This window comes from Brevundimonas diminuta ATCC 11568 (genome assembly GCF_000204035.1).
Taxonomy (GTDB): Bacteria; Pseudomonadota; Alphaproteobacteria; order Caulobacterales; family Caulobacteraceae; genus Brevundimonas; species Brevundimonas diminuta.
On record NZ_GL883086.1, the window covers coordinates 2,461,169 to 2,473,095 of the forward strand.

The window sequence follows — 11,927 nt, forward strand, 5'->3', positions numbered from 1 at the left end:
GCCTCGGCGCCCTTCTGGGCGGCCCAGCCTGCGGTGTCGGTGAAATCGCGTAGGCGCAGGCCCACGGTGTAGGCCAGGCTCCACAGCGCCAGGATCACGAACAGAAGGCCCAGGATGATGCGCGCCCCCGGCACCTTCAGCGCGCCCAGACCGTTGGCGGCCAGGCCGGTGACGGCGTCGCCCCAAAGCCCGCCCATGCCCGCCGCCAGCGGCCATTTGGCAGGCGCCGCCGGGGCCGACAGGGCGGCCGACAGCAGCAGCACGCCCGCGACGGCGCAGAAGATCTTGAACGGCGTCGGCTGCAAGCGGTGCTGCAGGGCGTCGCCGATGGCCACGGCCAGCCCGAAGGCGATCAGCAGCAGGACGGCGGGCCAGGCCGCCAGTCCCAGCGACTGCATGATCAGATCGGCGAAGGTCGCGCCCGCGCCGCCCAGCCAGTTGGTCGGCGCCTGGCTTGATGCGGCGTTCCAACTGGGATCGGCCGGATTCCACGAGATCAGGGCCACCAGCAGAAGGGCGGCCAGCATGGCCTGCAGCACGCCTCTGAACCGCACGGCGAAGGGCGCCGCCCAGACGATGCGGACGGTGCTCCAGACGCGTTGGCCGAGCGCGAGGGCGGCGGACATGAAGGCAAACCCCTGAAGGGACTGAAAGCGAGACTCCGACCTTTAGTGCCCCGCATAAGGTTAAAGCGGCATTTACCAGCCCGGTCTTTGCTGGCGGGGATGAGCCCTTATGTCCCATCAGGCAGGCGGGCTTGTGGTGGCGTGAAGTGCGATAGGGGCCTAGAACGACAGCATGAGCGGATCGGACGACTACGACATCATCATCGCCGGCGCTGGGCTGGTCGGGGCGACCTTTGCGCTCGCGGCGGCGCAGGGCGGCCTGCGGCCCGTCATGGTGGACCCCCAGCCTTTTGACGCCCAGATGGCGCCGACCTTCGACGGGCGGGCGACGGCGATCTCCTACGCCAACTTCCGCATGTTGAAGGCGCTGGGCCTGGGCGAGGCGCTGGAGCCGCACGCCTGCCGTATGGACCGAATTCTGGTGACGGATGGCCGCCGTCCCGGCGCCGCCAGCCGCAAGCCTTCGGCCGCCTATATCCGCTTCGACGCGGACGAGATCGGCGATCGCAACGGCGGCGAACCGCTGGGCTATATGGTCGAGAACCGCCGCCTGCGGGTCGCCCTGGCTGAGGCCGTCGAGGCGCGGGGCCTGGAGGTTCGCGCCCCCGCCGCCGTGGCCGATGTCGCCGTCGGGCCGGGCCGGGCGACGGTGACGCTGAAGGACGGTTCGACTTTGTCGGCGCCGTTGGTCATCGGGGCCGAGGGCCGCAACTCGACCGTGCGTCGCGCGGCGGGCATCGACGTCTTCGGCTGGACCTATCAGCAGAGCGGCGTGGTGTGCACCGTCCGCATGGAGAAGCCGCACGGCAACGTCGCCCATGAGTATTTCCTACCGGACGGCCCCTTCGCCATCCTGCCGCTGACGGAGAACCGGGCCAATCTGGTCTGGACCGAAAGCACCCGCCGGGGCGAGGCGTTGCGCTCGGCCTCGGACGAGGCTTTCCACGCCCATATGACGCGGCGGTTCGGCGACTTTCTGGGCGGGCTGACGATCGAGGGGCCGCGCTTCGTCTACCCGCTGTCGCTGCAGCTGGCCGAGGGGCTGACGGCGCCGCGCATGGCCATCATCGGCGATGCGGCCCATGGCGTGCACCCGGTGGCGGGGCAGGGGCTCAACATGGGCCTGAAGGACGTCGCCGCCCTGTCCGAGGTGCTGGCCGAGGCTGCGCGCATCGGCGAGGACATCGGCTCGGAACTGGTGCTGGAGCGCTACGCCCGCTGGCGCCGGTTTGACAATGCGGCGCTGGCGGCGGGCTTCGACGGCTTCGTGCGCCTGTTCTCCAACGACATCGCCCCGGTGCGGCTGGCCCGCGATCTGGGCATGGCGGCGGTCAACCGCATCGCCCCCCTGCGCCGCGCCTTCATGCACGAGGCGGGCGGGGCGACGGGGGATCTGCCCCGCCTGCTGCGCGGCGAGAGTTTGTAAGAGGGCCCGCTCGGCCTAGTCGTGGGCGTGCAGCAGCACGTCGGCGTCGTCGCGGCGGTCGGCCTCTTCCACCGCGCAGCGCAGGGCCGAGGCCCGGTTCTGGAACAGGCCGAAGAAGAGCCCGTCCGAGGAGGTCAGGCGCCAGACGCGGCCCAGGCGGCGAATCTCGAACAGGACGGGCCGGGCCTTGGCGCGGGCGGCGGTCATGAGCGCGGCTCGGTCTGGAGCAGGCCGTCAGCCTGACGCTGCAGCTGGCGGGCGATGCGCGCGGCGGCTTCGCGGTCCTTGAAGGGGCGGGTGGCGCAGCCGTCCAGGGTGACGCACCAGCCGCCGTCGCGGGCGACGACGCCATAGGCGCGCGGGCGGTGAGGGGCGGCGGGGCGCCCGTCGGGATAGCCGCTCATCATCGCGGGCGGCTCCCGTTGCGGGGCGTGCAGCCGAGATAGAGGGCCAACACGGTCTGGGCCATGCGCCAGACGCCGGGTGCGGCGGGCTCGGGCGGGGCTGGGCGGCTCAGCGACTGGTTCAGCAGGGCGCGGCGGCTCATGAGGGGCTCCTTCATGAGACGAAGAAACACCCGACGGCCATAAGGGCGCGATGAGGAAAGCGGGGCGCCGCCTAAGCGCGACGTAAGGTTCAGTCCAGCGGGCGGGCGTCTTCGGCCAGCATGATCGGCACGCCGTCGCGGATGGGGAAGGCCAGCTTGGCGCCTGCGGACACCAACTCATTGCGCTCGCGGTCATAGGTCAGGCGGCCGCGCGTGACCGGGCAGACCAGCACCTCCAGCAGGCGGGGATCGACCGAGACGGGGGTGTTGAAGGCGTCGCTCATGATTTTAAGTGCCCTATCGCTCGCCGCGCGGCGGCTCGCTGCTTGAGGGCGCCGCGCGCCCCATTCTGTTGGCCGTATGTTTATCGCGTCGAGTTTGCTGAGACTACTGCATCGCCGGACCGGGCTCGTCGTCGTCGGGGGCGACGGCTTCGATGCGCAGGAGGGCGGTCAGGGCCGCTTCGCGCTCGGTCAGGGTCAGGGCCTCCAGCAGGGCCTGTTTCTCGGGCGGATCAAAGGGCAGGGCCATGGCCAGGCTGTTGACCAGGGCCTCCTGAGGCGCGGCGCGGGCGGTGTCCCAGTCGATGTCCATGCCGCGTCCCGCCAGATAGGGCGCCAGGGCCGAGAGGAAGGGCTCGCGGTCGAAATCCTCGGCCGGGTCCGGGGCGCGCAGGTCCGCCTCATAGGGCAGGAAGTCGACCCGCGCCTGGCGATAGGGGGTGCGGACCTGCATCTCGGTCGCCACGGCGAAGCGGCACACCCCGGTCAGGGTGATCAGATAGCGCCCGTCCGAGGTCTCGGCGAAGCTGGTGATCCGCCCGGCGCAGCCGACGCGGGTCAGGGGCGGGCGCAGGCCCGCGGGGCCGACCGGCTGGATCAGGCCGATCATCCGGTCGCCCGCCATGGCGTCGTCCACCATGTTCAGATAGCGCGGCTCAAAGATGTTCAGCGGCAGCTGGCCCCGCGCCAGGAGGATGGAGCCCGGCAGGGGAAACACCGGGATCACCTGGGGAAGTTCGCTGGCCTTGACGTAGCCCTGAGCCATGATCGCGCCGTTAGGAGAACAGGATGGAGGACAGGCGCCGTCGTCCGTCGCGGGCGACTTCGCTGTTGGGGCCGGCGGCCTCGAACACCGTCAGCAGCTGCTTGCGCGCGGCCTGGTCGTTCCACTCGCGTTCGGCCTGGACGATGGTCAGCAGGTGGTCGACCGCCCCCTTCAGATCGCCCGCCGAGGCCAGGGCCTGGGCCAGGTCGAAGCGGGCCTCGTGGTCGTTCTTGTTCGCCGCCAGCCGGGCCTCCAGCTCGGCGGTCGCGCCGGTCGGGGCGGCCGAGGCCAGAGACAGCTGGGCGCGTACGGCCTGAACCGTCGGCTCGGTGGAATCGGCCGGGGCCATGGCGATGGTCTGGGCCGCCTGTTCGGCGTCGCCCTCGACCAGATAGACGCGGGCCATGCCGGCGATGGCCTTCTGGTTGTCGGGCTCCATCGTCAGGACGTGGGCGAAGGCCTGGGCGGCGCCGCCCAGATCGTTGAGACCCAGCGACTCCTCGCCCAGCGACAGCAGTTGCTCGACGTCGGTGTTGACGCCTTCTCCGCCGGTCAGCTTGTCGATGAAGGCCTTGATCTGGCTGTCGGGAATGGCGCCCTGGAAGCCGTCGACCGGCTGGCCGTTGACGAAGGCGTAGACGGTCGGGATCGACTGCACCCGCAGCTGGCCCGCATAGGCCGGGTTGGCGTCGACGTCGATCTTGACCATCTTCACCGCCCCCTTGGCGGCGCGCACGGCCTTCTCCAGCGCGGGGCCGAGCGTCCGGCACGGGCCGCACCAGGTCGCCCAGAAGTCGACGATGACCGGCTGATGCTTCGAGGCCTCGATCACATCGGTCATGAAGGAGGCGTCCGTGCCGTCCTTGATCAGGTCGGGCGGGGTGGTCAGGGACGGGTCGGCGAAGGTCATGGTCGGGTCCGCATGGGAGTCGAAGGAAGGTAACGGATCAGATGGCGTCGGGATGCCTCGCCATCAAGCCGAAAGCGCGCCTTGCCGCAGGCGAAGGCGAGGAGAGCGGAAAAAACAGAGTCCAATTCGTCTGAATCGTCTGAAATCTCTTCCTTCGACCGGAGTGGATGGCGCCGCAGCATCCTTCTCCCCTTGTGGGAGAAGGTGGCTCGCGAAGCGAGACGGATGAGGGGTTTCTGACGTTTTGCCTCTTTGATCTCATCTGCTGGCGCAAGACCCCTCATCCGGCCCTGACGGGCCACCTTCTCCCACAAGGGGAGAAGGAAGAGGAGGGCGGCTTCATCATGATGTAGCGGATCGTTGCGCCAGAATAGGGCGTAGCGCGCTCTACAGCCGGTCCATCCGCAGCCAGCGGGCGTCGCCCAGCCAGGCGGTCTTGAGGGCTTGATCCGCGGCGGCGGCTTCGGCGGCGCGGCCCTGGGCGGATTCGGCGCGGGCCAGGCCGTAGAGGGCCCAGCCGTTGTTCGGGGTCTGGGCCAGGGCCAGGCGGAAGGCGTCGGCGGCCAGGTCCGGGCGCCCGGCCTGATAGAGGGCCGCGCCCAGCGATTGATGCACCGGATAGTACCAGAAGGCGGGCTCCATATAGGGCAGGGCGGCCTCCAGATCGGCGGCGCGGCGATAATGCTCCGTCGCCTCGGCGGGGCGGCCGCGCGCCATGGCCATGCGCCCGTAGGCCACGGCCTCGGCCAGGGCCAGAAGATCGGGCGCGGGCACGCCCTGGGCGACCATGTCGGCCAGGGCGGGGGAGGCCTTCAGCGCGTTCAGCGCCGCCATTTCGCGGTCGAAACTTCTCTGGTCGTGCAACCGGGCGTGGGAGACGGCGCGGGCGTAGTGGCGCATGGCGGCGGCGTATGGCAGGCGGGCGTCGGGCGCGGGCGCGGCCAGGACGGCGCGCGGTTCGGCGAACTGGGCCAGGGCCTGATAGGGGGCGGCGTCGATGACCTGGACCCAGGCGATCCGCGCCGAGGTCGCCGGATCCAGCACCGTGCGCAGGCGTCGCGCTTCGCGCAGGGCGGTGTCCATGTCGCCGGCCATCTGGGCCGAGGCGACGATGAAGTGGATGTTGTGCGGATAGTAGCCGTAGCGGACCAGGCTCTCATCGTTGGTGTCGCGGATGAAGGCCTCGTCCGCGCGCGCCGCCGCGACGTTCAGGCGCATGGCCTCGGCGTAGCGGCCGCGCCGCAGATAGATGTGGCCGGGCATGTGCACCAGATGGCCCGCGCTGGCGGGACGCGCGACGGCCAGGCGGTCGGCCGCCTTCTCGGCCCGCGCGGGATCGGCGGCCTCCATCAGGTGAATATAGAGATGGGCCGCCTGCGGATGGTCGGGGCTGCGGTCCAGAACCGTCTCGATCAGGCGGATCGCGTCGCCGATGCGGCCGACGGGGGTGCGCTGGTCGGCCTCCCAATAGTTCCACGGCGTGGTGTCCATCGCCGCCTCGGCGGCCAGGACGGCGACGTCGTCGTTGTCGGGAAAGCGGCGCGCGGCGACCAGCATGGCGTCGGCGTAGGCGGCGTCCAGGGCGGCGCGGTCGGCCGCCGGGTCGTCGGAGTAGCGTAGACCCAGGGCGTCGATCAGCGCCTGCTCGTGCGGCGCGGCCCCGGCGCTCAGGACCAGGGCGCGGTTCAGGGCCTTGAGCGCCGCCGCCCGGTCGCGTTCGTCCATCGGGGCGTTGATGTTGGGGCCCAGGGCCATGGCCTCGCCCCACCAGCAGGCGGCGCATGCGGGATCGCGGCTCTGCGCCTCGCGAAAGGAGCGCACGGCCCCGGCGTGGTTGAAGCCGTAGGCCAGCGTCAGCCCCTGGCTGAAATAGGCCTGGGCGCCGGCGTCGTCGGTGGTCGCCTTGAACGGCGAGGTCGTCAGGTCGGGATAGAGGGGAATGGGCTGCGCCTGGCTGGCGGGCGCGGCGACGGCCGAGGCGACCAGCAGGCTGCGGGCCAGGGCGCCGCCGCCGGAACCCGGTCCGCAGACGCCGCCGAACAGGCGCTCGAGGCGCAGCGCCGTTGCGGCGTCGGACGCGGGGAGGGCGGTCATCGGCCCGGCCAGAACCAGACCCGCTCCGCCTACGGCGAAGGCTTTCCAGAACAGTCTCATGCACCGTCCCCTTTCAGGGCCTGACGCGATGAACGTCCGCCGCACAGGCGCGCGTGATGAAGTCGAGAACGGCGATATTACGCCTTGGCGCGCCCCTTAGACAGGGCGATTCCGGGAAACGGGACTTTCCTGGGCGGGCGGCTCACAGACGGAAGCGGTTGGGGTCTGCAGAGGGTGGCTAGCAGGCATTGGCTCAGGCATTGTGTGTCCATGTCCCTGCGGCTTGCCCAAACTGCACTCGCGTCGCTTTTCCTCATGGTAGGGGCGTGCTCGGAGCGTCCGGCCGGCACAGCCAATGATATTGGGCCGGAGATCGTAGCGTGGGCAAAGTTGAATACCCAAGCTTTTAGCCCAACTGCCATCAAGTTGCGCGATGGAACGTGCCTAGACGGCAAGCGTGTGCCGCGTCCGTGGGCGATTGCGACGCCCGATCCTGTAGACCCATTGAATCCTGCTCTTCTCATTGCTGCGGACGGCGACGCGGTGAGAATTTCACCCTACGAGGTGCCGGGTCGCAAGGAGGATTGGTACGGACATCCACAGGACGGGCGAGTCTGGGTTTCTGTGGTCGGCTGGTCAAATCCCGAGAAAGACTATCTGGAATCGTGGCTCGTTGGACCTCCTGCAACAGTGGACGCCTCAATACGCAAAACGCCGACGCCAGCCGCTAATGGGACGCCCACGCTTTGGACAGTGAAGATCAGTTCAGAATCCTATCCCTATGGCTATGTAGATAGTCGGAGGCTGACGCAATGTCGGGATTATGGCCCTGACATTCCACTGATCTGGTGCGAGATGGTCTCGCAAGATGAACAGTATAAGTTTGCAGTACAACTCGACGCCAGCAATCTGCCACGGCTCCCTCAGGTGCTGAACTCGATAAGCGAAGCGATCGAGAAAGCTCGTGGACCGTGTCAACTGGCATAGTTTATGGATTACCGCCCAAGGTCGGTGGTGATGCGGCGCCGTCTTTCAACGTCCGCAATGGGTCGATTTCAGACAGAGCCTATAGTCTGCGAAGTCGCCGTTCAGTCCAGCGCGTCGAAGTCCACTACGATCGGCTCGCGGTCCAGCAGCGCTAGGACGCGGCGGAAGCTGTCCTGGCTCAGGGCGGTGGTCGCCGTATTGGCCAGGGGGTGGAAGTTGACGACGGCCGCCTCCCACAGGCGGCGGTCCAGCACGAAGGTCACACGGCGGTCCGCATCGTTGATCAGGCCCAGCGCCGTGACCGAGCCGGGGCGCACGCCCAGCGTCTCCCACAGCAGGGTTTCATTGCCGAAGGACAGGCGGTCCGAGCCCATGGCGCGGTGGGCGCGCTTCAGGTCGATGACCGTGTCCTGGGCCGCCGAGATCAGCCACAGGCGGCCCTTCTTGTCCTTGAGGAACAGGTTCTTGGTGTGCAGGCCCGGCAGGTCGGCCTTGAGGTCCAGCCCTTCCTCGACGCGGAAGACGGCGGGGTGGTCGTGGGTGGTTTGTTCGATTCCGTGCTCCGCCATCCAGGCCGGCAGGCGGGCGCGGTCGTACGCGGGCTCGTGCAGGACGTCGGAGGCGGGATCGGCGGCGATGGCGGTCATCTCGGTCTTGTCGTGCGGGCGGCGAGGGCGATAGGGGAGGAAGCCGACCCTCAGGGTCGCCGCCTTATTCGTCAAGCTTGGGAGCCGCGTCTTGGAACTGGAATGCTATCCGATGAATGCGCGTCCGTGCGACCTGGTGCCGGGCCGCCAGTCGCGCAACTGGATGGACGCCTTCGCCAGCCGTCACCCCTATCGCTGTCTGCCGCTGACCATGGCCAACACCACGGGGTGGGAGATCCTGTGCCCCTTCGGCTTCACGGCCGAGTGGAACGGCGGGCCGTCGCAGACCGACATCAAGATCACGCCGGACCGGCCGCAGCCGGAGCTGGACCACTTCGTCACTTCGCACTTCTCGCGCGGGGTGCTGACCATGCACCCGCAGTATCTGTTCCGCACGCCGCCGGGCTGGGGGCTGATCGCGCAGGGCTCGCCCAACCACGTCAAGGACGGCATCCAGCCGCTGAGCGGCCTGATCGAGACGGACTGGCTGCCCTTCCCCTTCACCATGAACTGGATCTTCACGCGGCCGGGCCGGATCAAGTTCGAGAAGGGCGAGCCTTTCTGCTTCATCCTGCCGGTCGAGCACCGCAAGGTGGAGCAGTTCGAGCCGGTTATCCGCTCGCTGGAGTCCAACCCCGGCATGAAGGGGCAGTTCGAAGCCTGGAACCGTTCGCGCACCGACTTCAACACCCGCCTGGCCTCGGGCGATCCCGACGCGGCCAAGGAGGCGTGGCAGCGCTTCTACTTCAAGGGCGAGGTGCCCGAGGCCCTGGGCTCGGCTCCGGCGACCCACGCGAACAAGCGCCGCCTGAAGAACCCGCGCATCGGCTGAGGCCAAGCGCCTGATGCAACAACGCCCGCCTCCGTCGCTGGAGGCGGGCGTTGTCATGTCTGGCGCCGCTCAAGCAGCGAGCCGCCGCGCAGGGAGCGTTAGCGGCCTGCTTAAGACGTGGGACGCGTCACGCGCGGGCCGAGGTTGTTGATGACCTCGCGGGCGTCGAAGGCGTTGACGTCGCCGGCGGGCTTGGGACCGCGGCCCATGACGATCTCGGCCGTGGCCTCATAGCGGTCGACCTGGCGGATGTCGCGGTCCCGGCCCCAGTAGGGATCCCAGGTGCTCCAGTAGCCGCGCTGGTAGAAGCGCCAGGACGGACCCCAATAGGGGCCGTAGCGGTCGTAGTAGAAGGGATCCGGCGTGGTGTAGAACCGGGTGTCGCGGTCGGTGGCGCGGGTGACGGTGGCGAACCAGTCGTAGCCGTTCTCTACCGTCAGTTCGGCCGAGCGCAGCAGCAGCGACATCTCGACCTGATCGCGCGAGGTGACCGAGTTGCCCGAGAAGCTGACGGCGTAGCGGTTGGACTCCAGGCGCTGCTCGGCATAGCCGCCCTGACCCTTCGAGCCGACCGGCTGATAGGGGGTGGCCGTCGCACAGGCGCCCAGGGCGAGCGCGCCCGCCAGGGCGATCAGCACCGGGGTTTTGCGAAGCTTCATCATGGAAAATTCTCCTTGAGCGTTCATTGAACGCCCGTCGGTCTGAACGAGGGGTGAATGGTCAAGTTCCCGATCGCCCATTCCCGGCGCATCACAGACGCGAGACGATGAGAACGGCGGCGAGGAGCAGAAGGCATCCGACCACAATGCCGAAACCCTTGCGGAAGCGCGGCGCGGTCATCTGTCGCGCCAGGGCCGCCCCGCCCAGGCCGTAGGCGCACATCGACAGGCCGTCCATGCCGACGGTGGTCACGGCGAACAGGGCCAGCTGCGGCGCCAGCGGACGGTTGATATCCAGGAAGGGCGGCAGGACGGCGGTGAAGAAGAGGATGGCCTTGGGGTTGGCGATCTGGACCATGAAGCCGTCGACCAGGGCGCTGCGCCCGCGCTTGACCTCGATGTGCGAAGGTTCGGCGGCGGTGGCGAAGGCCCCTCTCAGGGCCTTGATCCCCAGCCAGGCGACATAGAGGGCGCCTAGGACGGCGATGACGCGGAAGACCTGAGGGAAGGCGATCACCAGGGCGCCCAGGCCCAGGGCGGCGGCCCCGAACCACACCAGGGTGGCGGTGTTCATGCCCAGGACGGCGGTCAGGGCGGCGGCCTTGCCCTTCTCCATGCCTGTGGCGACGGCGAAGATGTTGGCCGGGCCGGGCGTCACCGCCATCACGGCCATGACGCCGAGAAACGCCAGGTACAGATGCGGATCGACAGGAAGCGCGGCCATAAGGCCCTTTCGGGCGCAAGCGAGCTCAGGTCAAGCCGGGTCTGAACCCAGGCCGTTCAACCCAGGCCGTTCAACTCAGGCGGGGCAGGGGACCGGGCCGTCGGAGTCCAGCGGTTGCGGCGCCAGGGCGGTCTCGGCCAGGGCGTCCAGGGCCAGGTCGAAGCCGTATTGAGCGATCAGGCCGTAGGTGACCATCTGTTCGGGGTCGATCTGCGCCCAGGCCCCGTTGGTCGTCAGGCCGTGAATCGCGGGCTCGGCCTCGGCCATGGCTTCGCGGACGATGGCTTCGACGTCGATCTCGGCCAGAGCCGCTTCGGCGATCTGACCGGCTTGGCGCGTGGCCTCGGCGGTGAAGTCGACGACGTGGGGCTGATAGTCGGACCACAGGGCGGCGACGCGCAGGCCCTTCTGGGTTTCGGTCAGGTCGGGGTCGGCCTGGATGCGCTCGGCGCGGGTGCCGAACTCCTGCATCTTGGCCTCGAAGACGGCGGCGGCGGCTTCCAGACGGGTCTCGGCGGGGGTCTTCTGCTCTTCGGCCACGGCGGTCGAGACCGGCAGCAGGGCCAGGGCGGCGGCCAGGGAGAGCGAGGCGAGGGGGAGGGCGCGGGTCATGACGAAGCTCCTTCGGCGGACGCCGCGCAGGGTCCGCCGAAGGAGGGATCGGCTCAAGTGAAATCGCGGTAAGGCGCGATCTCGCGATCAGGCGTCTTAGTCGACGGCGGGCGGAGCCGGCGGGGCGGCCAGGGCGGCGTCGATCGCCGTGCGGATCTGAGCGGGCAGGCCCCGCAGTTGAGCCGAGGCGGCGTCAGCGGCGGCCAGAATTTCCGTCTTCTTCTCAGCGTTCTCGGGCTTTTCGGCCATCTGGCGCAGGAAGGCGCCGTACTCGTCGGCGAAGGCGGCGAACTTGGGCTCGTATTGGGTCAGGACCGCATCGGTGCGGGCCTTCTTGGTCGCGCCGTCCAGGCTGGCGTCGTCCATGATCGTCTCGAGTTCTGCGCCCATGCGTTCGGCTTCGACGTTGAAGGCTTCACCTTTGGCCGCGAAGGCGGCTTCCTCGGGCGAGGGGGCGGGCTGGGCGGTGATCGCCGGTGCGGGCGGCGGCGGATCCTGAACGGCGGCGAAGGCGGGGGCGGCGAACAGGGTCAGCGCCGCGGCGGCGGCGAGGGGAAGACGGTTCAACGGAAAGCTCCGGCTGGCGACGGCCAAGGCCGTCAATAAGGATACGCCGGACGATCGACCGGAGATGGTTGCAAGTTGGCCTTGCCACCGGGCGAGCGCAAGCGTCAGCATGGAGGAATGAAACCGACCCTGCGCGCCGCCTCCGTCTTCTCCGCCGCCTTCGCCTCAGCCCTGACGCTGACGATCGGCCTGGCGCCGGGCGACGCCCGCGCTCAGGCGGGGGCGCGGACCTATGCGGTCCAGGACGAC

Annotated in this window: 16 protein-coding genes; 3 read left to right on the plus strand and 13 right to left on the minus strand. The window is 69.0% G+C overall.

Features of this window, described 5'->3' with window-relative positions:
* A partial coding sequence (locus tag BDIM_RS17305; RefSeq protein WP_040346439.1) for a DNA translocase FtsK 4TM domain-containing protein occupies positions 1 to 626 on the minus strand: 626 nt, incomplete at its 3' end.
* A gap of 172 nt (positions 627 to 798) precedes the next feature.
* Here BDIM_RS17305 and BDIM_RS15850 point away from each other — a divergent pair.
* A complete protein-coding gene (locus tag BDIM_RS15850) occupies positions 799 to 2,052 on the plus strand; it encodes a UbiH/UbiF/VisC/COQ6 family ubiquinone biosynthesis hydroxylase (protein WP_040346440.1) in 1,254 nt (417 codons plus the stop codon).
* Between the two features lie 15 nt (positions 2,053 to 2,067).
* Here BDIM_RS15850 and BDIM_RS15855 read toward each other — a convergent pair whose 3' ends face one another.
* From BDIM_RS15855 to BDIM_RS15880, 7 genes are all read right to left on the minus strand, one after another.
* Positions 2,068 to 2,259, minus strand: a complete 192-nt coding sequence (locus BDIM_RS15855; RefSeq protein ID WP_003166572.1) for an MGR2/ROMO1 family protein — start codon at positions 2,257 to 2,259, stop codon at positions 2,068 to 2,070.
* Positions 2,256 to 2,456 carry a hypothetical protein gene (locus BDIM_RS15860; protein WP_128719211.1) on the minus strand — a complete coding sequence of 67 codons (201 nt, stop codon included), beginning with the start codon at positions 2,454 to 2,456 and terminating at the stop codon, positions 2,256 to 2,258. Before BDIM_RS15860 ends, BDIM_RS15855 begins: the two co-directional genes overlap by 4 nt.
* Positions 2,456 to 2,599 carry a hypothetical protein gene (locus tag BDIM_RS17685; RefSeq protein ID WP_003166574.1) on the minus strand — a complete coding sequence of 48 codons (144 nt, stop codon included), beginning with the start codon at positions 2,597 to 2,599 and terminating at the stop codon, positions 2,456 to 2,458. Before BDIM_RS17685 ends, BDIM_RS15860 begins: the two co-directional genes overlap by 1 nt.
* An 89-nt stretch (positions 2,600 to 2,688) precedes the next feature.
* Complete coding sequence (locus BDIM_RS15865) at positions 2,689 to 2,883, minus strand: Trm112 family protein (RefSeq protein ID WP_003166576.1); 195 nt, start codon at positions 2,881 to 2,883, stop codon at positions 2,689 to 2,691.
* 103 nt (positions 2,884 to 2,986) lie between these two features.
* Positions 2,987 to 3,646 carry an LON peptidase substrate-binding domain-containing protein gene (locus BDIM_RS15870; RefSeq protein ID WP_003166578.1) on the minus strand — a complete coding sequence of 220 codons (660 nt, stop codon included), beginning with the start codon at positions 3,644 to 3,646 and terminating at the stop codon, positions 2,987 to 2,989.
* Between the two features lie 10 nt (positions 3,647 to 3,656).
* Entirely contained in the window at positions 3,657 to 4,556 is a 900-nt protein-coding gene (gene trxA / locus BDIM_RS15875; protein WP_003166579.1) for a thioredoxin, read from the minus strand.
* A gap of 387 nt (positions 4,557 to 4,943) precedes the next feature.
* Entirely contained in the window at positions 4,944 to 6,710 is a 1,767-nt protein-coding gene (locus BDIM_RS15880) for a hypothetical protein (protein WP_003166580.1), read from the minus strand.
* A gap of 210 nt (positions 6,711 to 6,920) precedes the next feature.
* On the opposite strand from BDIM_RS15880, the gene BDIM_RS17690 reads away from it, so the two are divergent.
* The gene (locus BDIM_RS17690; RefSeq protein WP_143255499.1) at positions 6,921 to 7,637 is read left to right on the plus strand and encodes a hypothetical protein; all 717 of its coding nucleotides are present in this window, start codon (positions 6,921 to 6,923) and stop codon (positions 7,635 to 7,637) included.
* 101 nt (positions 7,638 to 7,738) lie between these two features.
* Here the strand turns inward: BDIM_RS17690 and BDIM_RS15885 are convergent, their stop codons facing one another.
* A complete protein-coding gene (locus BDIM_RS15885; RefSeq protein ID WP_050796810.1) occupies positions 7,739 to 8,284 on the minus strand; it encodes a prolyl-tRNA synthetase associated domain-containing protein in 546 nt (181 codons plus the stop codon).
* Positions 8,285 to 8,375: 91 nt separating this feature from the next.
* Between BDIM_RS15885 and BDIM_RS15890 the strand changes: the two genes are divergently transcribed.
* On the plus strand, positions 8,376 to 9,116 hold the full coding sequence (locus BDIM_RS15890) for a DUF6065 family protein (RefSeq protein WP_003166583.1): 741 nt from the start codon (positions 8,376 to 8,378) through the stop codon (positions 9,114 to 9,116).
* Between the two features lie 110 nt (positions 9,117 to 9,226).
* On the opposite strand, the gene BDIM_RS15895 is transcribed toward BDIM_RS15890, so the two are convergent.
* The 4 genes from BDIM_RS15895 to BDIM_RS15910 form a co-directional block, all read right to left on the minus strand.
* Entirely contained in the window at positions 9,227 to 9,778 is a 552-nt protein-coding gene (locus tag BDIM_RS15895; protein ID WP_040346442.1) for a CC0125/CC1285 family lipoprotein, read from the minus strand.
* An 88-nt stretch (positions 9,779 to 9,866) separates the two neighbouring features.
* Positions 9,867 to 10,499, minus strand: coding sequence for a LysE family translocator (locus BDIM_RS15900; RefSeq protein ID WP_003166585.1), 633 nt, complete (start codon positions 10,497 to 10,499; stop codon positions 9,867 to 9,869).
* Between the two features lie 75 nt (positions 10,500 to 10,574).
* A complete protein-coding gene (locus BDIM_RS15905; protein WP_003166586.1) occupies positions 10,575 to 11,111 on the minus strand; it encodes a hypothetical protein in 537 nt (178 codons plus the stop codon).
* 96 nt (positions 11,112 to 11,207) lie between these two features.
* Positions 11,208 to 11,678 (minus strand): translation initiation factor IF-2, encoded by a 471-nt coding sequence (locus BDIM_RS15910; protein WP_112999718.1) that lies wholly within the window; start codon positions 11,676 to 11,678, stop codon positions 11,208 to 11,210.
* Between the last annotated feature and the right edge of the window lie 249 nt (positions 11,679 to 11,927).

Coding starts and splice junctions, on each gene's coding strand:
- BDIM_RS15850 (WP_040346440.1), top strand. CDS start 799: ATGAGCGGATCGGACGACTACGACATCATCATCGCCGGCGCTGGGCTG.
- BDIM_RS15855 (WP_003166572.1), bottom strand. CDS start 2,259: ATGACCGCCGCCCGCGCCAAGGCCCGGCCCGTCCTGTTCGAGATTCGC.
- BDIM_RS15860 (WP_128719211.1), bottom strand. CDS start 2,456: ATGAGCGGCTATCCCGACGGGCGCCCCGCCGCCCCTCACCGCCCGCGC.
- BDIM_RS17685 (WP_003166574.1), bottom strand. CDS start 2,599: ATGAGCCGCCGCGCCCTGCTGAACCAGTCGCTGAGCCGCCCAGCCCCG.
- BDIM_RS15865 (WP_003166576.1), bottom strand. CDS start 2,883: ATGAGCGACGCCTTCAACACCCCCGTCTCGGTCGATCCCCGCCTGCTG.
- BDIM_RS15870 (WP_003166578.1), bottom strand. CDS start 3,646: ATGGCTCAGGGCTACGTCAAGGCCAGCGAACTTCCCCAGGTGATCCCG.
- trxA (WP_003166579.1), bottom strand. CDS start 4,556: ATGACCTTCGCCGACCCGTCCCTGACCACCCCGCCCGACCTGATCAAG.
- BDIM_RS15880 (WP_003166580.1), bottom strand. CDS start 6,710: ATGAGACTGTTCTGGAAAGCCTTCGCCGTAGGCGGAGCGGGTCTGGTT.
- BDIM_RS17690 (WP_143255499.1), top strand. CDS start 6,921: ATGTCCCTGCGGCTTGCCCAAACTGCACTCGCGTCGCTTTTCCTCATG.
- BDIM_RS15885 (WP_050796810.1), bottom strand. CDS start 8,284: ATGACCGCCATCGCCGCCGATCCCGCCTCCGACGTCCTGCACGAGCCC.
- BDIM_RS15895 (WP_040346442.1), bottom strand. CDS start 9,778: ATGATGAAGCTTCGCAAAACCCCGGTGCTGATCGCCCTGGCGGGCGCG.
- BDIM_RS15900 (WP_003166585.1), bottom strand. CDS start 10,499: ATGGCCGCGCTTCCTGTCGATCCGCATCTGTACCTGGCGTTTCTCGGC.
- BDIM_RS15905 (WP_003166586.1), bottom strand. CDS start 11,111: ATGACCCGCGCCCTCCCCCTCGCCTCGCTCTCCCTGGCCGCCGCCCTG.